The organism is Coprococcus sp. LG101-27, from assembly GCF_027695515.1.
In the GTDB taxonomy this organism is placed as follows: domain Bacteria; phylum Bacillota; class Clostridia; order Lachnospirales; family Lachnospiraceae; genus Allocoprococcus; species Allocoprococcus comes.
This window is the reverse complement of sequence record NZ_JAQEUJ010000005.1, coordinates 126,757-147,380: the sequence shown is the minus strand read 5'-3', so window position 1 is coordinate 147,380 and position 20,624 is coordinate 126,757. Positions and strand designations below refer to the sequence as shown.

Annotated in this window: 18 protein-coding genes and 1 pseudogene; 1 reads left to right on the top strand and 18 read right to left on the bottom strand. The window is 40.7% G+C overall.

Translation table 11 applies throughout. From position 1 onward, the window contains the following. Positions 1–81: 81 nt before the first annotated feature. From PG766_RS06290 to PG766_RS06260, 7 genes and pseudogenes are all read right to left on the bottom strand, one after another. Complete coding sequence (locus tag PG766_RS06290) at positions 82–1,896, bottom strand: ABC transporter permease (RefSeq protein WP_029732304.1); 1,815 nt, start codon at positions 1,894–1,896, stop codon at positions 82–84. A 14-nt stretch (positions 1,897–1,910) separates the two neighbouring features. Then, the gene (locus tag PG766_RS06285) at positions 1,911–2,576 is read right to left on the bottom strand and encodes an ABC transporter ATP-binding protein (RefSeq protein ID WP_009260049.1); all 666 of its coding nucleotides are present in this window, start codon (positions 2,574–2,576) and stop codon (positions 1,911–1,913) included. 151 nt (positions 2,577–2,727) lie between these two features. Continuing rightward, the gene (locus PG766_RS06280) at positions 2,728–3,759 is read right to left on the bottom strand and encodes a sensor histidine kinase (RefSeq protein ID WP_009260048.1); all 1,032 of its coding nucleotides are present in this window, start codon (positions 3,757–3,759) and stop codon (positions 2,728–2,730) included. Then, positions 3,756–4,445: a response regulator transcription factor gene (locus PG766_RS06275; protein ID WP_019162604.1), complete on the bottom strand. Its 690-nt coding sequence runs from the start codon at positions 4,443–4,445 to the stop codon at positions 3,756–3,758. Before PG766_RS06275 ends, PG766_RS06280 begins: the two co-directional genes overlap by 4 nt. A gap of 224 nt (positions 4,446–4,669) precedes the next feature. Next, positions 4,670–4,792: pseudogene (locus PG766_RS06270) on the bottom strand (helix-turn-helix transcriptional regulator); the annotation flags it as partial. 140 nt (positions 4,793–4,932) lie between these two features. Next, the gene (locus tag PG766_RS06265) at positions 4,933–5,358 is read right to left on the bottom strand and encodes an N-acetyltransferase (protein WP_173826419.1); all 426 of its coding nucleotides are present in this window, start codon (positions 5,356–5,358) and stop codon (positions 4,933–4,935) included. A 31-nt stretch (positions 5,359–5,389) separates the two neighbouring features. Next, positions 5,390–5,833 carry a GNAT family N-acetyltransferase gene (locus PG766_RS06260; RefSeq protein WP_034880612.1) on the bottom strand — a complete coding sequence of 148 codons (444 nt, stop codon included), beginning with the start codon at positions 5,831–5,833 and terminating at the stop codon, positions 5,390–5,392. A 273-nt stretch (positions 5,834–6,106) separates the two neighbouring features. Between PG766_RS06260 and PG766_RS06255 the strand changes: the two genes are divergently transcribed. Further along, complete coding sequence (locus PG766_RS06255) at positions 6,107–6,316, top strand: phage integrase N-terminal SAM-like domain-containing protein (RefSeq protein WP_243014448.1); 210 nt, start codon at positions 6,107–6,109, stop codon at positions 6,314–6,316. Positions 6,317–6,723: 407 nt separating this feature from the next. On the opposite strand, the gene tuf is transcribed toward PG766_RS06255, so the two are convergent. The 11 genes from tuf to PG766_RS06200 form a co-directional block, all read right to left on the bottom strand. Then, positions 6,724–7,917, bottom strand: a complete 1,194-nt coding sequence (gene tuf / locus PG766_RS06250) for an elongation factor Tu (RefSeq protein WP_117557426.1) — start codon at positions 7,915–7,917, stop codon at positions 6,724–6,726. 118 nt (positions 7,918–8,035) lie between these two features. Continuing rightward, the gene (fusA, locus tag PG766_RS06245) at positions 8,036–10,153 is read right to left on the bottom strand and encodes an elongation factor G (RefSeq protein ID WP_044999122.1); all 2,118 of its coding nucleotides are present in this window, start codon (positions 10,151–10,153) and stop codon (positions 8,036–8,038) included. A gap of 18 nt (positions 10,154–10,171) precedes the next feature. Continuing rightward, entirely contained in the window at positions 10,172–10,642 is a 471-nt protein-coding gene (rpsG, locus tag PG766_RS06240; RefSeq protein WP_207642082.1) for a 30S ribosomal protein S7, read from the bottom strand. A gap of 211 nt (positions 10,643–10,853) precedes the next feature. Further along, positions 10,854–11,276, bottom strand: coding sequence for a 30S ribosomal protein S12 (gene rpsL, locus PG766_RS06235; RefSeq protein ID WP_008373516.1), 423 nt, complete (start codon positions 11,274–11,276; stop codon positions 10,854–10,856). A 178-nt stretch (positions 11,277–11,454) separates the two neighbouring features. Next, a complete protein-coding gene (locus tag PG766_RS06230) occupies positions 11,455–13,227 on the bottom strand; it encodes an LCP family protein (RefSeq protein ID WP_243034380.1) in 1,773 nt (590 codons plus the stop codon). A gap of 273 nt (positions 13,228–13,500) precedes the next feature. Beyond that, positions 13,501–14,475, bottom strand: coding sequence for an ABC transporter ATP-binding protein (locus PG766_RS06225; protein ID WP_008373513.1), 975 nt, complete (start codon positions 14,473–14,475; stop codon positions 13,501–13,503). A gap of 1 nt (position 14,476) precedes the next feature. Beyond that, the gene (locus PG766_RS06220; RefSeq protein WP_055155422.1) at positions 14,477–15,499 is read right to left on the bottom strand and encodes an ABC transporter ATP-binding protein; all 1,023 of its coding nucleotides are present in this window, start codon (positions 15,497–15,499) and stop codon (positions 14,477–14,479) included. A gap of 15 nt (positions 15,500–15,514) precedes the next feature. Further along, positions 15,515–16,438: an ABC transporter permease gene (locus tag PG766_RS06215; protein WP_008373509.1), complete on the bottom strand. Its 924-nt coding sequence runs from the start codon at positions 16,436–16,438 to the stop codon at positions 15,515–15,517. A gap of 10 nt (positions 16,439–16,448) precedes the next feature. Further along, the gene (locus PG766_RS06210) at positions 16,449–17,375 is read right to left on the bottom strand and encodes an ABC transporter permease (RefSeq protein ID WP_173689207.1); all 927 of its coding nucleotides are present in this window, start codon (positions 17,373–17,375) and stop codon (positions 16,449–16,451) included. Between the two features lie 173 nt (positions 17,376–17,548). Then, a complete protein-coding gene (locus tag PG766_RS06205) occupies positions 17,549–19,195 on the bottom strand; it encodes a peptide ABC transporter substrate-binding protein (RefSeq protein WP_118218320.1) in 1,647 nt (548 codons plus the stop codon). Positions 19,196–19,217: 22 nt separating this feature from the next. Further along, positions 19,218–20,291, bottom strand: coding sequence for a M24 family metallopeptidase (locus PG766_RS06200; RefSeq protein ID WP_008373503.1), 1,074 nt, complete (start codon positions 20,289–20,291; stop codon positions 19,218–19,220). Positions 20,292–20,624 lie beyond the last annotated feature (333 nt).

The following is a 20,624-nucleotide window of genomic DNA, read 5'->3' as shown; positions in this document are numbered from 1 at the left end:
GGAACAGCCAGCCCGAAAGAATTTACGGACTGGCTGTATCAGCAGAGTAATGTAATTGTGGAGCTGACGGATTATTAAAACTTAGCCTATCGTTCTAATGCGCTCTATAATTGAGTGCTGTTGCAAAGATTTCTTTTGATATACTGATACTACATGATAGACCATCACAACCGCAGCAAAGTATAAAAGCACAAAAAGAACTGGGAAGTGATATTCAAAGTATGAAAGTCCGGGAATTTTTGATATTTGGGTACAAAGCAGCAATCCGATTGGTATGCCTAAAATGCAGCTTCCTATAAAACTTCCAACCAGATAGATGAAACTTTCCGACTGCTGTACTTTTCGCAACTGCAATTTTGTCATACCTGTAGCTTCCAGTAGTGCATAGTCGTGTCTTCTGGCAATGGCATTTGTAATGCTGGTATTCAGCATATTTATAAATGAAAACAGACTAATAAGCACCACCAAAACTGTAATGATGACTTTCGCATTATGGAAGTAATCTTCCAATGCCATAACATCATCAGCCAAAACAGACACATCAACTCTGTCGTCATCTATAAAAATTTCTTTGATTATCTCTGTTGCTACGTCTTTTCCGTTATCATCCAAACAAATATACCATGCAAGCGTACAATTCATTTCTGACAGTGATTTCATATTTTCACCACTTGTATAAATAACAAGCCCAGTATCGCTGTTTTCTACAAATCCGCTTACAACTAACTCCACTTCTTTTTGACCATATCCTGTATCTATGATATACGGCAGATAATCTCCAACTTGAAGCTGCATATTCAGTTTCTGATAATAAGGAGACTGTCTATTGATAGCAACAGGAATTGCTCCATTCTGTAATTCATGACTTGGTTGCATACCCTCAACAATTTCATTTTTAAATGTTTCTGGATTTACAGCATTTTCAATGGACAGTTCAAATTTTTCCCCCTCTGAATTTGTCAGAATGCCGTCCAGCATATACAATTCATAAACATCTTTTACACCTGAAATGTTATACAATTTTTGCTTTTTTTCTTCTGTAAATGGTGTAGATTTCATTAAATCATAGGTGGATTCTTCATCAGCCGTTGAATTTAGTAGTACAAATACATCACTATTTCCCTGGTAAGGTTGTGACGCAAGTCTTTCGGGATTTATCGCATTCAATATTGAAAAAACACCGAACATTAAAATCCCACTCATAATGAGAGATAAAAATGTATAGGCAGCTTTCTTTCTATTGGCTCTACAATACATCCACCCGATTCTTATAGGCGTAAGTTTACGCTTTGCCCCAACACTTCTAAAATAGTTTGTTGCCTGTGTATGTTGTGCTTCTATTGGTGATGTAGATGCAGCCATTTTCGCTGGTGCTTGAAAAGCCAAAGCTGTGATAATCCAAATAAATATGCCGGAGATTACCGCACATACAATGCTTGGTATCCAGTAAAAATGAAGTGGTAAAACTATGTTTACCAGAAAACCGATGACTGTTCCCAACACAATGCAAGGTTTTGCTATTTTGTCACGTTCTTTCTTGACCACTGATTTAATTTGCTGGTATGTTGCGCCGATTGCCCGTAATTGTGCAAATTCATGTACTCGTTGCAGTACAGATACATAAAGAATATTTTTGACAGCCAGCCCTGCCGTACAAAGAAGTACAATAACAATTCCTAAAACAGTTCCTACTGCTTCAGTTGTATTATTTACATGGGCGATCTGCTGCGTACTAAGCGTTGCATTGCACAAAAGAATACCAGAAAAGCTCAACAGAAATGCCGCAATCAAGATGATAACTCTGATTAGAAATGTCCTATTCTTTTCAGAGAATACACTCTTTTCAGCAATCCTTTTCTCTATTCTCTCTGTATCATTTTCAAAAGGATAATTCATAATTCCCACCTCCTTTAACCTACAATTTTGCCATCCTCAATCCGCACAATGCGGTCTGCGAGCTGGGCAATCTCGTTATTGTGAGTAATCATTACAATGGTCTGATTAAATTCTCCGCTGGTACGTTTCAAAAGTCCTAACACATCTGCACTGGTCTTGCTGTCGAGATTTCCAGTCGGTTCGTCAGCAAGGACAATCGCCGGCTTTGTAATTAAAGCTCGTGCAATCGCTACACGCTGCTGTTGACCGCCTGAAAGATTGTTTGGCATATTTTCCAGCTTATCTTCTAAAGCCAGCATATACACAACTTCGTCCATAAATTTCTTATCTACGGTATCACCATCCAATTCCACAGGCAGGGCGATGTTTTCATATACATTCAAAATCGGAACCAGATTGTAGTTTTGGAAAATAAACCCTATGTTACGACGGCGGAAAATTGTCAATTCATCATCATTCTTTTTCGCAAGTTCTTCCCCCCGTACAATCACGCTGCCGGAAGTGGGGGTATCAAGTCCTCCCATCATGTGGAGTAACGTAGACTTGCCGCTGCCGGAAGTTCCAACTACGGCAACAAATTCTCCCTGTTCCACAGTAAAATTTACACCATCAAGGGCACGAGTGATGTTTGGTTCTGTGCCGTAATACTTCTTTAAGTCGATTGTTTGTAAAATGCTCATATTCAAATGCTCCTTTCAAGGCTTTCTACCTGTTGATGAAGTCATTGTAAACCACAAATGTTACACAAATGTCCGAGGTAGGAAAAATTTTTATCGAAAATCGAGATGAAATGTTACAACGCTCGGACATTTCAAAAAAAGTGGCTGTATCTTACCTTACAGGAAGCATAATAGAAAATTCTGAGCCTTGCCCCAGCTCTGAAACGACCTTGATATAGCCCCCTTGCCTTGTTACAATCTCACGAGCCAAATACAAACCTATTCCCACACCCTGTTGATCGTGTACTTCTTCCTCACGATAGAAGCGCCGAAAGATGGCAGCCTGATTGCTTTCTGAAATGCCCCTGCCGGTGTCGGTCACTTTGACCTCTACGTACATTTCCCACTGAACCACTGATACAGAAATCTTTCCACCTGACGGAGTGTATTTTACTGCATTGTCCAGCAGATTGAAAAGGGCTTCGCTTGTCCACTTGCTGTCATGGGAGATTATCAAATTTTCCGGGCAATCCACGGATACAGCAATTTCTTTTTTCTCTGCGGCATATACAATACTGCTCATAGCTTGTGCAAGCGTATGGAATAAGCTGCTGTCTTTCTTTTCTAATCGTATTGCTCCGGTTTCTAACCGGGATGTTTTAACCAGTGCTTGGAACAGAAAATCCAGTTTATCAGTCTGACTGCGTATGCCTTGCAAAAAGTCCATCCGTTCTTCTTCTGAAACAGGCTTTGTTAAAAGTGTGTCCGTTACCATTTGCAAATTGCTGACAGGCGTTTTGACTTGATGCGAAATATCAGAAATCAGCATTTGAAGCTCCTGTCGTTCCATGTCTACCTTGTGCCGATTTTCCTGCATAATCTCATACAACCGGATTAAGCGGTGGTTGATACGGGCAAAAAGAGTTTCACTATCATTTGACTTTTGTAATTCCTCGTTTCCATCAATCATGTTGTCCAGCGTCCGGCACAAATTAGAAGTAAAATGAGAAAGGCGTTTTCCAAAAGACAGCACCAATAGCCAAATCCAGAAAAATGCACAGAGTGTCAATGTTCCACCTGCTATGAAAATTCGTATATCCTGCATTATACCGCCGAGAATACCGGTAATTACCAGCATAGAGAAAACCATGCCAGCACTAATCAGTCTACAAATTTTCTTAGCAGAAAGGTTATTCAGTTTCATTTCTTTTCGCCTCCTGTCCATTGATACCCCATACCGTAAACCGTTTTGATATATGTGTCGCCATCCGCTTCAATCTTACTGCGAATGCGGCTGATAGAAGTAGTAAGGGTATGTTCATCTACATATTTTTCATCAATGTCCCACAGCCTTTCCAAAAGTTGTTGGCGGGTAAGTACCTGCTTCGGATTTTTAAGAAATAGGTTCAGCATTTTATATTCCATCGCAGAAAGCGCTAATGGTTTCCCGTTCAAACTTGCAAATTGTTCCGAAAAATCCAGAAACAGGCTACCATCCTCGTAAATATCCTTAGCTGGTTTGTGATGTTCCAACATAGCGAACATGGCTTTGATCTTTCGCTGCAAAGCACTAATCGAAAAAGGTTTCGTGATATAATCCACTGCACCAGCTTCATATCCTCGTATCTGATCGCTTTCCTGATCGTTGGCAGTTAGAAATATAACTACTGTATCAGGATGCTCTGGCTTGATAAGACGGCATAGGTCATAACCATTTCCGTCTGGTAAATTTATATCCAGCAATACCAAATCAAAAATGTTTGTTTTTAATGATTCAGCGGCTGTCCTTGCATTCAGAACAGAAGTTATTGTGTAACCGTCCAATTCCAAATTATAAGTAAGCGTTTTATTCAAAAGATTATCGTCTTCGACAATTAAAATCTGCTTCATATTGTCACTTCCTTTTCTTTTTGCAGATAGTATAACAGGCAAATGTCCGAGAATTGTTACAAGGACAAATATATTTATTATTTTACAGCTTTTTTCTGTGTACTGCAATTTTATATAAAGAAAGGACAGCAGTGTCAAATTGCTGTCCTTACGGCTTATTATAGCTGGTAGTGTATAAGCGTGGGTTCATCATATTTGGTGTGGTATCTTTAACTATGGGAAACTCCGGTTTCCCATCTGGATACGGTCCTTCCAGAGACATTTAATATTTCTGCCAACTGCTCCTGTGTAATGCCTTTTTCTTTGCGAAGTTTTTTTAAAAAATTCCCGATTTTTACTTGGTCCACCTCAACTCCTCCTTTCATCATCAAATATAGAATCTGTTATCTGCAAATAACACGACACAAAGCGAGAAATGTCGTATTTTCAATAATAGACACAGTTGTCTATGCGTTTTTCATTTTTTCAATTATACAAACTGGATTTTCTATTTGTGTTGCCATGTCATTACATAATCTTTTTCTCCGGTATCCTCATCTAAGCCACTATGCTGAATCTCAAATCCTTCTCTGTTATAAAAAGATATTGCCCGTGCGTTCTTTTGGTATACGTTCAAGTGCAACTTATTCCTTTTATCCTTTGCATAATTCAGCAGAATTTTACCTATACCCTGCGATTGCATTTCACCAGAAACAAAAATGCCCTCAACATATTCATCATTTAACCCTATAAAACCCTGTATTTCTGTATCATACTCATACACATAAACCTCTGCTAGTAACAACGCTTCTTTTACTGATTTGAAATTGCTTTTCCAGTATTCGGCGGGGATAAAATTATGTGCCTTTATATTTGTATCCAACCATATATCTGCAACTTTATTTATATCATCCCTTTGAAATTCTCTAATCATAACGGTGACTCTCCATAAACTTGAATTTAAATTATAACGGTCTTTGCAAATACACCATATCTACCAACTGTATTCCACTCTCATAGATTGGGTGGTCATAATTATCTATAAAGAAATTTGATATGATATGCGAACGGACAAAACCACACTTTTCATAAAATGGTATTGTCAGTGGGCTATCGCCTGTTCCCACTTGCAGAATGGCATATTGCTCTCTGTAATTATTAACAATAAACTCAATTAAGGCTCTTGCATAACCTTTCCCTTGATATTCTGGAACTGTCGCAATGTTCTTGATTTCAAGTATGTCATTTTCTTTATCGGTTATGACACACTCACACTTGACCCCATTATCATCAAGTACATACATCTTGCCGTTATCAAGATAACGGTCAACCATATCTTCCTGCTCATCTGCTAATAGGAGCAAATCAAGATATTGTTTTTTATTTTCTTTAACTTCAATAATTTTCATCAATCGCACCTACAAATTCTGATTGAACAAAATCGCTGCGCGATGGCCTGCCAAGGCTGTGGCGCAGTTTTATTTTTATTAAAAAGCAGTGGAATTACTTTCCATAATCCGTTATTGTTAAGTTACCACACGAAACACCTGAACTAAGAAAGCTCCACTGCCTATGATAAGAATAACATTTTCCAGTCTCTTCCGCAATCGGAATTATGACGCTAACGCACCTCCGAATAGGTAGATGTAATTATTAACACTACTTATTCTGGAGGTTTTATTATGTATAAAGATACTTTTGAATCCATCCGCAATGAAGCGGAAAAACGTAACCTACGTGAAAGAACTATTCAACTGTATTGCTCTGATGTCAGTTACTTCCTTCGTTGGATTGGAAAAAATGTTTCTGATCTTACACTTGAAGATGCGGAAAGTTTTCTTACTGCTAAACGTCTGGAAGGTAATGACATTAAGACGTATGATCTGACTTAATCCACAGTCACATCTCTGATTTGTGGATAAATCCACTTTATCTGTTATCATATTTGCGAAAATTATATATTTTGTTATCATTCTGTTATCACAAACGGTTGTCAGGACACTCTCCCGGCAACCGTTTTTCTATGCTGTTCGTTATTCTTTTCCGCCCTTTTATATATTTCCAGGCAACAGAAAAACCCGTAGAACCGAAGTTCTACGGGTATCTTACGTTTGGACACAACGTTATCTTACGATAACAAATCTATTGTATATGCGCCAATCTCACGACTTCGTCGTTCGTTCGCGGGCATTCGTAAAATGTCCACTTCCAAAGCGATAAAAAAAGAGACTTGCAAGCAAGCTTGCAGTCTCTTTTTTTATCGCCTTGATTGGCGCTTTATTCATTGCTTTCGCGTATATTACTCGATGATTGTAGCAACACGTCCTGATCCTACAGTACGTCCACCTTCACGGATAGCGAAACGAAGTCCCTGTTCCATAGCTACTGGATGAATCAGTTCGATTGTCATTTCTACGTTATCACCAGGCATGCACATTTCTGTTCCTTCTGGAAGTTCGCAAACACCTGTTACGTCTGTTGTACGGAAGTAGAACTGTGGTCTGTAGTTGTTGAAGAATGGAGTATGACGTCCACCTTCATCTTTTGTAAGAACGTATACCTGTGCAGTAAACTTGTGGTGGCAAGTTACTGAACCTGGTTTACAAAGAACCTGTCCTCTTTCGATTTCGTCTCTCTGAACACCACGAAGAAGAGCACCGATGTTGTCACCAGCCTGAGCTTCATCAAGAAGTTTACGGAACATTTCAACACCTGTTACAACTACTTTACGTGTTTCTTCTTTAATACCAACGATTTCTACTTCATCAGATACGTGAAGTACACCACGTTCTACTCTACCAGTAGCAACTGTACCACGCCCTGTGATAGAGAATACGTCTTCTACAGGCATAAGGAATGGTTTGTCTGTATCACGTTCTGGATCCGGAATGTATGAATCAACTGCATCCATAAGTTCCATGATCTTGTCTCCCCATTCGCCGTTCGGATCTTCAAGAGCTTTAAGAGCAGATCCCTGAATGATCGGAGTATCATCTCCTGGGAATTCGTATTCATCAAGAAGTTCACGAATTTCCATTTCAACGAGTTCAAGAAGTTCTTCGTCGTCTACCATATCACATTTGTTCATGAATACAACGATGTACGGTACACCTACCTGACGAGAAAGCAGGATGTGCTCTCTTGTCTGAGCCATAACACCATCAGTAGCAGCTACAACAAGGATAGCACCATCCATCTGAGCAGCACCTGTAATCATGTTCTTAACGTAGTCAGCATGTCCTGGGCAGTCTACGTGAGCGTAGTGACGTTTTTCTGTTTCGTACTCAACGTGAGCTGTAGAGATTGTGATACCACGTTCTCTTTCTTCTGGAGCTTTGTCGATGTTTTCGAAATCTACAGCTGCATTACCAGCAACTCTTGCTGCAAGAGTTTTTGTGATAGCTGCTGTAAGAGTTGTTTTACCATGGTCAACGTGTCCGATGGTACCGATATTACAATGCGGTTTTGTTCTTTCAAATTTAGCCTTTGCCATTTTGAATATCCTCCTTAAATATACCACCCAATAGGGCATTTTAGTTTACGATGTTTTAACTCGGCTAATACTGATTATATTTCATAAAGTACAGTTTTTCAAGCCTTTTTCGTATTTTTTATGCGTTTTTGTTAGATAAAATCTTTTCCTGTACAGACTTCGGAACTGGCTCATATTTTTCGAAGAACATTGAGTAGTTTCCACGTCCCTGAGTTCTGGAACGAAGGTCTGTAGAGTATCCGAACATTTCTGAAAGCGGAACATATCCTCTAACGATCTTTCCACCGCCGAGGTCATCCATACCTTCGATACGTCCACGACGAGAGTTGATATCACCGATAACATCTCCCATGTACTCTTCCGGCATAGTAACTTCAACTTTCATGATAGGCTCAAGGAGTACCGGGTCAGATTTCTTCATAGCATCTTTGAAAGCAAGAGAACCTGCAATGTGGAATGCCATTTCTGAAGAATCGACTTCATGGTAAGAACCATCATATACTGTTGCATGAATACCTACTACAGGGAATCCACCAAGGATACCAGCTTTCATGGCTTCTTCAATACCTTCGCCTACAGCCGGAATGTATTCCTTCGGAATTGCACCACCGACAACAGTAGAATCGAATTTATATGTTTCTTCACCATTGACATCCATTGGTTCAAATTTAACTTTACAGTGTCCGTACTGTCCACGTCCACCTGACTGTTTAGCATACTTGCTGTCAACATCAACTGCTTTTGTGAAGGACTCTTTGTATGCAACCTGCGGAGCACCTACGTTAGCTTCTACCTTGAATTCACGAAGAAGTCTGTCTACGATGATTTCAAGATGAAGTTCTCCCATTCCGGCGATGATTGTCTGACCTGTTTCCTGATCAGTATGAGCACGGAATGTCGGGTCTTCTTCTGCAAGTTTTGCAAGAGATTCACCAAGTTTACCCTGAGAAGCTTTTGTCTTAGGCTCGATAGCGAGCTCGATAACTGGTTCTGGGAATTCCATAGATTCAAGGATTACCGGATGCTGTTCATCACAGATTGTATCACCTGTAGTTGTGAACTTGAATCCGATCGCTGCTGCGATATCTCCTGAATATACTTTATCCAATTCCATTCTCTTGTTAGCATGCATCTGAAGGATACGTCCAACACGTTCTTTTTTATTCTTTGTAGCGTTCAATACATAAGAACCTGAATTCATAGTTCCTGAATATACACGGAAGTATGCAAGCTTACCTACGAACGGGTCTGTCATGATCTTGAATGCAAGTGCAGAGAAAGGTTCTTCATCTGAAGAATGTCTTACTACTTCATTACCATCTTCGTCAACACCCTGGATTGGCGGGATGTCTGTCGGAGCCGGCATATATTCAACGATTGCATCCAGAAGTTTCTGAACACCCTTGTTTCTGTAAGCAGATCCACAGCAAACCGGTACTGCTGTACATTCACAAGTAGCTTTTCTAAGAACTGCTTTGAGCTGATCTACTGTCGGGATTTCGTCCTCAAGATACATCATCATAAGTTCGTCATCCAATTCGCAAATCTTTTCGACCAGTTCTGTATGGTAAAGCTCAGCATCTTCTTTCATGTCATCCGGGATTTCACATACTGTGATGTCATCACCCTTGTCATCATTGTAGATGTAAGCTTCCATTTCCATAAGGTCGATGATTCCCTTGAAATCATCTTCTTTACCGATTGGTAACTGAAGAACGATAGCGTTCTTACCCAATCTTGTCTTAATCTGTTCTACAGCGTTGTAGAAGTTTGCACCTAAGATGTCCATCTTGTTGATGAAGGCCATTCTTGGTACGTTGTATGTGTCTGCCTGACGCCATACGTTTTCTGACTGAGGCTCAACACCACCCTTAGCACAGAATACACCTACAGCACCATCCAGTACACGAAGTGAACGTTCAACCTCTACAGTGAAGTCAACGTGTCCCGGAGTATCAATGATATTGATACGATGCTCAAGAGCACCTTTTTTCGGTTTTGTATGATCTTCAAGTGTCCAATGACATGTTGTAGCTGCTGAAGTGATCGTGATACCTCTTTCCTGCTCCTGTTCCATCCAGTCCATGGTAGCAGTTCCTTCATGAGTATCACCAATCTTATAGTTAACACCGGTATAGTATAAGATACGCTCTGTAAGAGTGGTCTTACCAGCATCAATATGCGCCATAATACCGATATTTCTGGTTCTCTCTAATGGATATTCTCTTCCAGCCAAGATTTTTTCCTCCTATAATTAGAAACGATAGTGAGCAAATGCTTTGTTTGCTTCTGCCATCTTGTGCATGTCTTCTTTCTTCTTTACAGATGCGCCAGTGTTGTTAGCCGCATCAAGAATTTCATTTGCAAGTCTTTCTTCCATTGTCTTCTCGCCTCTGTTACGAGAGTACAGTGTAAGCCAGCGAAGTGCAAGAGCCTGTCTTCTGTCTGCTCTTACCTCGATCGGTACCTGATAAGTAGCTCCACCGATACGTCTTGCCTTTACTTCAAGTACAGGCATGATGTTGTTCATTGCTTCTTCAAATACTTCGATAGCTGGTTTTTCAGCTTTCTCTGCGACTTTGTCAAATGCTCCGTATACAATTTTCTGAGCTACACCTTTCTTACCGTCAAGCATGATGTTGTTGATAAGCTTTGTAACTACCTTGTTGTTGTATAACGGATCCGCTAATACGTCTCTTTTCTGAGTATGTCCTTTACGTGCCACGGTTCTTCCCTCCTTATACATATTGGCAAAGCTTTGCTTTGCGTGAATAATTCATCGGTACTCACATGTGTCTTTCTATGTGTATCGTTGGCGGGACAATCTCCGATGCCTGCCACGTGGCAGGCGATATCTGAATTAAACCCGCAACCAACTATTCTCATAGTTCTGTTTGTGATACGATTTAGTTTCGTTTTACACTAAAATCAAGTGCTTATTTCTTTGCGTCTTTTGGTCTCTTTGCTCCGTATTTAGAACGAGCCTGACGTCTCTTTGCAACACCTGCTGTATCAAGTGTTCCACGAACGATATGGTATCTTGTACCCGGAAGGTCCTTTACTCTTCCTCCACGGATAAGAACAACGCTATGTTCCTGAAGGTTGTGACCTTCTCCTGGGATGTAGCTTGTTACTTCGATTCCGTTTGAAAGACGTACTCTGGCGATCTTTCTGAGAGCTGAGTTCGGTTTCTTCGGTGTAGCTGTCTTAACTGCTGTACACACACCTCTCTTCTGCGGTGCAGATGTGTCTGTAGCTCTTTTCTTCAAAGAATTGTATCCTTTCTGGAGAGCCGGTGCAGTAGATTTCTTTACAGCTGTCTGACGACCTTTTCTTACTAACTGGTTAAATGTTGGCATCTCTTTCACCTCCTATGAAGTAATAATTGGTTACGATTTTAAACAAGTTCTGTTTAAAATGCGCAGAAAAACAGTGCATCGTTTTTCGCACGCTTGTTTATTGTAGTATATCGCAAAAAAAAAGTCAAGGCATTCTGAAAAATATTTTCCAAATCATACCTTGACTTTTTCTTCATTTTTATTCTGTACTTACGGATCCTTCGATTGTTTCTCCGTCTTTTACTTTTTTGATCAGTTCACTGATCTCAGCCACTGAATTTTCATCCGGATACGTTACATAAAGCTCTTCATCTCCTGAAGAATAGCAGATATCTGTTCCCCCGGTTCCATCCGCTGCCGCGGAGTAAATATTCCATTTTGCATTGGTTCTGAGCTGAGTCTTGATCAGCGACTGGATCTGGCTGGAAGTAAAGTTCGTATCCACACCATCGCTGACACTGTCTATAATATCACTTGCCCCACGGAGCATTGCCGGTGACATCATCTTTTTAATGATTGCAGTGATAACTGCCTGCTGATGGACTCCTCTTCCGTTGTCCCCGTCTGGCAGTGCCTGACGTTCACGGCAAAAAGCAAGTGCACTAATACCATCAAAATGATTCATTCCTTCATTTACATGAATCTCTGCACCCGACTCCCATCCTGTATCAAATTCGAGATCTGATTCAACATCCAGTCCGCCAAGTGCATCAACCACACTGGTCATAGATGTAAAATTAACTCTTCCGAAAAATTCGATATCTGTATCATAAAGTGCTTCCAGCGTCTGCATAGACACATCTACACCATAGATTCCTGCATGTGTCAGTTTGTCGTCCTGTCCTCCGGATACTCCCGGGATTGGTACATAATAATCTCTAGGGGTCGTAATCAGTAATACCTGATGGCTCGTCGGATTGACAACCGCTACGATATTGACATCGCTTCGTCCCTGTTCTGTGATATCACCATTTGTATCAATACCACTCAAATAAACCGCAAATGGCTTTGTAACGCTTTCATCAGATGTATCGCTTTCAATTTCAACAACAATATTGTGCTTATAAATAACCTTTGTATCCTTTGTAAAGGTTGAATACTGTTCCTTGATAATATTACTGTAAGCTGAGTTGTAGATAATCGCATCTACTTCTCCGTCATATAATGCCTGTGCTTCTTCTCCCAGATTACTGTATTCCTGAAGAGTAATGTTCTGTCCCAGTTCCTTTTCAATCTGTTTGACTGCCGACTTCGTCTGGTCTCCACCAGTCGCATACTGAACACCAAATGTATATCCGGCTGCTGCTGATAAAGTATCTGCATTATCATCCGCCTTTACCGCAACTACCATGGAACTTGTTTTCTTATTGCTTCCGGTAATCTTCTGGAATGCATTATTTACTTTTCCTATATAGAAAGAACCCACTCCCAGAATGATGCAGATCAGTATACAGAATATCTTTCCGCCAATTCCTTTTCCTTTTGCCGCTATCTGTGTCAGCAAGGTAATTCCAAGCAGGATCAGCAGCACTCCGATCAGTACCAGGAAATAAGTAGAAGTAAGTACATTGAACAGCATCACATTCACTGCAAGTACTACAGACAGGATAAACTGGATAATTGCAAGTATAATTCCAATCGTTCTGCTTACCCGATTTTTCCTTCTTCCTCTGCGCCGTTTATTTTTACGATTCTTATTATTCTCCGGGTCAGACATCTTTCTTACATTCTGATAGTCTTCTTCCGGTCTTCTTTTCTTCTTATCATTCGAAGATGATTTCTTTTTCGGTCGTTCTCTGTAGTAATCTTCCTCATCATCATAATATCGGGCAGATCTTCGGTCTTCTTCATAAGCATACCGGTTCTTCCCCTTAGCCCGTCTGCTTACTTCTCTGCTGTTATTGATACTTCGCATATTTCTATTAGAAGTTCCATCAGACGATCTTCTCCTTGCTGATTTTCTCTGTTCCATATACACTCACTTTCATTTGTTACATAACTATTACACGATATGACACTTTAATTACAATTACATCTCTATATAATATCGTTTTTACCTTATATTGTCAATATTTTCGTGTCAATCCGTATTTTGTGATTCTGCACAATTTTTCTGGAAATTTTTTAATCTGCCAAGGCATATAGTGTTTTTTCACAGAAAGTTCCATCGGAATTTCTCATAAAACAAAAAGAAAACGAAGAACTCTTCTTAAGTCCTTCGTCTTCTTTATTATATTACTACTTTTTATTTATCTTCTACAAGATGGCATGCCACCTTATGTCCAGGAGCAATCTCTTTCATCTGCGGCATTTCCTTAAAGCAGCGTTCTGTCGCATGCTGACATCTCTCAGCGAAACGACAGCAGTTCTTCGGATTGATCGGGCTTGGGATCTCACCCTTGATCGGAATACGCTGGTTCGCTTTTGCTTTATTCGGATCTGCTTCCGGGATTGCAGAAAGCAGTGCCTGTGTATATGGATGCATCGGATGAGCATAAAGTTCATCTGTCTCAGCAGTTTCGACCATTGTTCCGAGGTACATAACAACTACACGGTCAGAAATATATTTTACGACACTAAGGTCATGCGCGATAAACAGGTAAGTCAGTCCTCTTTCTTCCTGCAGTTCTTTCAGCATATTGATAACCTGTGCCTGGATAGACACATCAAGAGCTGAAATCGGCTCATCACAGATGATGAATTCTGGATCAACAGAAAGAGCACGTGCGATACCGATACGCTGTCTCTGTCCACCTGAGAATTCGTGTGGGAAACGTGACATATGATCTTTATTAAGACCAACTGTAGCAAGCAGCTGCTCTACTTTTGCATCTGCATCCTTTGTTGACATTCCATGCTGTTTCAGACCTTCTCCAACGATATCCTTAACAGTCATACGTGGATTCAGTGATGAATACGGGTTCTGAAAAATCATCTGTACCTTCTTACAGAATTCTTTCTGCTCTGCATGATTGTATTTGAAAATATCTTTTCCATCATAATATACATTTCCTGAAGTCGGATTGTATAACTTGATCATGGTACGTCCTGTTGTAGACTTACCACAGCCGGACTCACCTACCAGGCTGACTGTCTCACCTTTATAAATATCAAATGTAAGATCATCAACCGCTTTTAAGGTTTCTTTACGGCTGATTTCAAAATATTTACATAAGTTTTTCACCTGTACGAGAGGCTGTTTTTTTTCTGTATTTTCCATTTTACACCTCTCCTTTCTCAGTTACTTTTCTTCTCATGTCTGTATCCGGTGCATATTCATGCTGCAGCCAGCAACAGGTTTCATGTTCTTTTGAAAGCTCATAAGTCTGTGGCGGCATATCTTTACAGATTTCCATGCAGTATTCACATCTTGCTGCGAACGGACATCCTTTCGGAGGTGCAAACAGATCCGGAGGTGTTCCTTCGATTGGCTGCAATTTGTGGCCTTTTGCTGTATCCAGTTTGGCAATTGAATGCATAAGTCCTTTTGTGTAAGGATGTGCTGTATCATAGAAAATCTCATCTACAGATCCACGTTCTACGATCTTTCCTCCATACATAACCAGTACACGGTCGCAAAGCTTTGCGATAACACCAAGGTCATGTGTGATCAGGATAATAGATGTCCCAAGTGTTTTCTGAAGATTTTTCAGTACATCAAGAATCTGCGCTTCAATTGTAACATCCAAAGAAGTAGTCGGCTCATCGGCAATAACGATGCTCGGGCTTCCTACCAGAGCGATTGCGATCATAACACGCTGTTTCATACCACCTGAAAGTTCATGTGGATACTGTTTGTAACGGCGTTCTCCATCAGAGATACCTACCATTTTAAGGATTTCAAGTGCTTTTGCTTTTTTCTCAGCTGCACTCATACCTTTTCTTCCGACGAATACTTCTTCAATCTGTTTTCCGATACGCATTGTCGGGTTCAATGAGGTCATAGGATCCTGAAAAATATAACTGATCTCTTTTCCACGGAACTGACGAAGTTCTTTTTTGTTCATTTTCAGAACATCTTTTCCTTTATAAAGAATCTCTCCGCCTTCAAAGAATCCAGGCGGTTCCGGATTCAGTCTCATCAGGCACTGAGAGGTAACACTCTTTCCACATCCGGATTCTCCAACTATACCAAGAATTTCTCCCGGACGGACTTCAAAGCTGACATCACGAACAGCTTTTACAACTCCACCGTATGTACGGAAAGAGAATTGCAGATTTTTTACTTCCAATAAATTTTCCATCTTCTATACTCCTTCCTACTCGGTTCCTCTAAGTTTCGGGTCAAATGCATCACGAAGTCCATCACCAAGAAGATTCAGCGCAAGCATTGTTGTACAAATCAGGAATGCCGGTACAAATACCTGGTACGGATGAATTCTCAGCTGTGCGATTCCGTCTTTTGCAAGTACACCCCAGCTGCAGTTCGGTGGTTTGATACCCAGACCGATATAGCTCAGGAATGCCTCCTGGAAAATAGCTCCCGGAATAGCCATTGTCAGGTTTGTAATGATAAGTCCCATGATATTCGGTAAAATATGTTTTACAATGATTACGATATCCGGCACACCAAGGATCTTGGCTGCAGATACGAAATCAGATTCTCTCAGTTTTAATACCTCACCACGAACGAAACGACATCCACCGATCCATCCGACGCAACACATAGCAAGAATCAAACAGTGTACACCGTTACCAACAACTACCATAAGAAGAATGGTAACGATCAGACTTGGGATTCCGTATAATACGTCAACGACACGCTGGATAACCATATCGATCTTGCCACCGTAGAATCCTGAGATACCACCCATGATAGATCCAACGATTGCATTGATGATGCTGGCTGCAAAACCAATTGTCAGAGATACTCTCGCACCAGACCATGCACGAACCCAGAGATCACGTCCAAGAGAGTCTGTTCCAAACCAATGTGCTTTTGAAAAGCTCTGGTTCATCTCTGCCACACTCTGTGTTGCAATGTCATATTTGCTGAACATTGGAACAAAGATCGCCATAAGTACATAAAGTCCAATCAGGCACAATGAGAAGAATGCAATCTTATTCTTGCGGATTCGTCTCCATGCATCCTGCCAGTAACCAATATTCGGACGGGAAATAGACTCCATTGTCTTTGTATTTTTTCCTACAACTTTAAACTGTTCTTTTGTAATTTCTGCCATTTCTCGTCACCTACCTTTTTTTACCACTCAGACGGATTCTCGGATCTACAATACCGTATAAGATATCTACAATCAGGATTGACACGATCAGGAATGCTCCGTAGAAGATCGTCATACCAAGAACCAGTGTATAATCTGCCATGTTAATACTGTCTACATAATGTTTTCCCATTCCAGGGATTGCGAAAAGGGCTTCGATTACGAATGTTCCTGTTAATACAGATGCAACTGTCGGTCCCATAATGGTAATGATCGGTGTGATCGCATTACGGATCTGATGTTTAAATGTAATTCGGAAATCCGATAAACCTTTCGCACGTGCTGTCTTTGTATAATCTGAAGATACAACTTCCAGCATACTGGAACGCATCAGACGGGAAATGGATGCCAGCGTATAGAATCCAACCGCGATTGACGGTAAAATTGTGTGCTTAAAGCTTGTGTACTGCGCAACCGGAAGAATCTGCCATTTGATTCCGAAGAAATACTGAAGTACAGATCCCATGATGAAGTCAGGAATCGATGTACCAATGATCGCAATCAAAATACAGACGAAGTCCAGTTTCTTTCCTCGATTCAGTGCTGCTACAATTCCAAGGATCAGTCCGAAGAACAGTGCAAAGCACAGTGAACGGATTCCCAGGTCTGCTGAGTATGGGAATGAGTCAGCAATAATACGGTTAACTGTCTGACTTTCATACTTCATAGAATACCCCAGATCACCATGAAGCACATTCTTCATATAAGTTATATACTGCTCTGCAAGCGGTTTATCCAAACCATAGTAAGCTTCCAGATTCGCTTTGATCTCCGGTGTCATCTTGTCACTTGAGAACGGATCTCCCGGCATCAGACGAACCAGGACGAATACAACACTTGTAAGTACCAAAAGTGTTACGATGGCTAATGCAACTCGTTTAGCTATATATTTTGCCATTCTTTTGTCTCCCTTCATTTTTCTTTATTTGATAGCTTTGATTATTTCACATACTTCCTATTGGCTGATACATACCAAATCTACCCCTCGAAATAATCAAAACCCTCAAATAAGCAGCCGGTGCGGACCAGTAAGTCCGCGCCGACCGCAAGGTATGTTACCATCCAACTGTATTATTCGCTGATGTCTGCATATACCAGATCGAAGTCATATCCGACAAAGTATACATTGAAGTTAGAAATCTTCGGATTGATCAGATACTGGTCTCTACGTAACTGAAGCGGTACAAGAGCGGAATCTTCTCCAAGGAAGATCTGTTCTGCCTGGAACAGCATATCCTGTCTTGTCTTAGCATCTGTCTCTGTCTGAGAATCTTTAAGAAGCTTGTCGTATTCAGCGTTCGCATATCCAGAGTGGTTATACTGACCATCGCTGATCCACAGTTCCAGATAAGAGTATGCGTCAGAGTAGTCCGGAACCCATCCTGTTACTACCATATCGTAATCTTTTTCAGTTTCCATCTGAAGTCTCTGTTTGTAAGTTACCTGGTTGATTTCTACTGTAATACCAAGGTTCTTCTGATACTGTTCCTGAAGAACTTCAGCCTGCTTCTTAGCACCATCTGTATCAGTTGTAAGAAGAGTAATCTTGATGTCTGCCGGATTAGAAACGCCCATTTCTTTCATTGCTGCATCCAGATATTCTTTTGCTTTATCATTATCATTTTCTGCCGGGAATGGTGTATATGGATAAGCTTCTCCGTATGTCTGGTCATCTGCCGCCTGCACGTTTGGAAGTACAAGTCTCTGTGCAACGTCATATACGTCATTGTTAACCAGCTTGTTGTATTCTGTTCTGTTGATTGCATAGTTCAAAGCAAATCTCAGGTTCTTGTTAGCAAGCGGTCTGTCTTCTGACATGTTGAGCATGATGTAATCATCTGCACCTGTATAGTAGAATTCAGTATTTTCTGTATACTGATCTGTCATTTCAGTAGGTACAACTGTGATATCAACTTCGCCCTGTTCCCACATAGCAACCGCTGTCTTAGCATCTGCAACTGTCTTTACGCAGATTTCATCAAGCTTGATGCTGTCTGCATCCCAGTAATTTTCATTCTTAGAAAGGATCATTTCATCGCCATGTTTCCACTCTGTCATCTTGAACGGTCCGTTATAAACAGATTTTTCCGGATCAGCTGCATATTCTTTTCCGTATTTTTCTACATAATCTTTTCTTGTAGGACCGAATGTTGCCATAGCAGCCATACTAAGGAAGTATGTAGCCGGATGTGCAAGTTCGATAACAACTGTCTTGTCATCTGGTGCAGATACGCCAAGTTCATCGACAGGCACAGAACCGCTATTTACTTCTGCACCGTTTTTGAGGATATATCCGATGAATGCGTAATCGCTTGCCATTTCTGGATCCATAAGTCTCTGGATACCATAAACATAATCGCCTGCTTTTACATCTTCTCCGTCAGACCATTTCAGTCCATCACGAAGGTGGAATGTGTAAGTAAGTCCGTCATCTGAAATATCCCAGCTTTCAGCTGCATCTGGTTTGATTTCGCCTTCCACGTTACGTGTCAGCATCGCATAGGTGCAGATTTCTGCTGTTGCACATGAGATAGAGTTACTGTTCTGTGGATCCATAGAAGGAAGGTCTTCACGAAGTGTGTAAGTAATTCTCTTCTTTCCTGATGAAGCACTGCTGTCATCTTTCTTGGAATCTTTGGATCCCGGTGTACCACAGCCAGCAAACATTGTTACTGTCATTGCTGTAGCAAGTAAAGCTGCTAATAATTTCTTTTTCATAAATGTTGTCCTCCTTTTTCATTTATAATTCTATTAGCTCATGTGTAGCACTGATCAGGTTCTCATATCCGTCTTTTGTGATGATGCCCTGATCTTCAAGTCTGACACCACCCCAACCCGGAATATAAAGTCCTGGTTCTACTGTCATTATGCTGTTCTCCTGTAAGATATTCTCACAGTTCAGTCCGATATTCGGAAGTTCATGGACGAACAGCCCAACTCCATGACCGATTCCTGTATAATTATACGGAAGGTATTCTGTATCTTTGATTGCTTCAAGCGAAGCTTCATAGCATGAAGTTCCTGTCACACCGGCTCTTACAGATGCTTCTGTATCTTCTGTCATACGACGGCAGAGATCATAAACTTCTCTCTGTTTGGCGTCTGCCTTGCCGACAACTACTGTTCTTGTCATATCTGAAAGATAACCTTTGTACTGGCATCCATAATCCATCAATACGAAATCACCGTATTCGATTGGCTTACTGTCCGGAATCCCGTGAAGCAGAGAGCTCTTTGCTCCTGAAATAACGATTCCACCGTACGGTTTGGTATCTGCACCTTCCATTACCATGTAATGTGCAAGTCTGGATGCGATTTCTTTTTCTGTCACACCCGGACGGATGTCTTTTATAATTTTCTCAAATGCTCTGGATGCGATATCGCAGGCAACGGTAAGGTTCTTGATCTCTTCCGGCGTCTTGATCGCGCGGAAGCCTTCGATTACGTTCAGCGTCGGAACCATCTCAGCACTGAGTTCAGCCTGCATAGAGTTCCATTTTTCAAATGTCAGATGATCCTGTTCAAATCCGATTGTTTTAACTCCATCTTTGTCTGCGCAATATGCAACAGCTTTCCCCATGCTGTAGCCAAAATTGATTCGCCAGTTTACAAGTTCGTAATCCGGACATTCATAAGATGCCTGCTCTGTGTATCTTGCATCAGTGATAAAATACTGATTCGCCTTTGTGATAAAAAGGAATGAGTCTTCCCCCGTAAATCCGCTGATACAACGTACATTCGCCGGCTTTGCAATATAAAACGCATCCAGTCTTTCTTTTTCCATGTACTCTCGCAATTGTGTTAATCTGTCCATTTTTGTTCTCCTCTCATGTACTTTTGTTCTTCTGAGACGGTATATTTACCAGATATGTCCGTCCCTCTGCGACAATGTAATACTTTACTAGACCGCAGTCTAGTGGTGTAAACAAAAGAACGCCATGATTTGCATCATGACGTCCTTGTCTTCTTTCAAAGGTCATAGTTTCACGCTATGACGTCTATGTTTAATTATTAGATTGTCCGTATTGTATGTATAAAAATCTAATCTTTATACACTTTAGTAAATAACACTGTCTTCAGAGCTGCGTGAATTTCGAAGAAACCCTGTTTTAACAGTTCAATTTTGTAAATTCACTTAAATGAATAT

Coding starts and splice junctions, on each gene's coding strand:
- PG766_RS06290 (WP_029732304.1), bottom strand. CDS start 1,896: ATGAATTATCCTTTTGAAAATGATACAGAGAGAATAGAGAAAAGGATT.
- PG766_RS06285 (WP_009260049.1), bottom strand. CDS start 2,576: ATGAGCATTTTACAAACAATCGACTTAAAGAAGTATTACGGCACAGAA.
- PG766_RS06280 (WP_009260048.1), bottom strand. CDS start 3,759: ATGAAACTGAATAACCTTTCTGCTAAGAAAATTTGTAGACTGATTAGT.
- PG766_RS06275 (WP_019162604.1), bottom strand. CDS start 4,445: ATGAAGCAGATTTTAATTGTCGAAGACGATAATCTTTTGAATAAAACG.
- PG766_RS06265 (WP_173826419.1), bottom strand. CDS start 5,358: ATGATTAGAGAATTTCAAAGGGATGATATAAATAAAGTTGCAGATATA.
- PG766_RS06260 (WP_034880612.1), bottom strand. CDS start 5,833: ATGAAAATTATTGAAGTTAAAGAAAATAAAAAACAATATCTTGATTTG.
- PG766_RS06255 (WP_243014448.1), top strand. CDS start 6,107: ATGTATAAAGATACTTTTGAATCCATCCGCAATGAAGCGGAAAAACGT.
- tuf (WP_117557426.1), bottom strand. CDS start 7,917: ATGGCAAAGGCTAAATTTGAAAGAACAAAACCGCATTGTAATATCGGT.
- rpsL (WP_008373516.1), bottom strand. CDS start 11,276: ATGCCAACATTTAACCAGTTAGTAAGAAAAGGTCGTCAGACAGCTGTA.
- PG766_RS06230 (WP_243034380.1), bottom strand. CDS start 13,227: ATGGAACAGAGAAAATCAGCAAGGAGAAGATCGTCTGATGGAACTTCT.
- PG766_RS06225 (WP_008373513.1), bottom strand. CDS start 14,475: ATGGAAAATACAGAAAAAAAACAGCCTCTCGTACAGGTGAAAAACTTA.
- PG766_RS06220 (WP_055155422.1), bottom strand. CDS start 15,499: ATGGAAAATTTATTGGAAGTAAAAAATCTGCAATTCTCTTTCCGTACA.
- PG766_RS06215 (WP_008373509.1), bottom strand. CDS start 16,438: ATGGCAGAAATTACAAAAGAACAGTTTAAAGTTGTAGGAAAAAATACA.
- PG766_RS06210 (WP_173689207.1), bottom strand. CDS start 17,375: ATGGCAAAATATATAGCTAAACGAGTTGCATTAGCCATCGTAACACTT.
- PG766_RS06205 (WP_118218320.1), bottom strand. CDS start 19,195: ATGAAAAAGAAATTATTAGCAGCTTTACTTGCTACAGCAATGACAGTA.
- PG766_RS06200 (WP_008373503.1), bottom strand. CDS start 20,291: ATGGACAGATTAACACAATTGCGAGAGTACATGGAAAAAGAAAGACTG.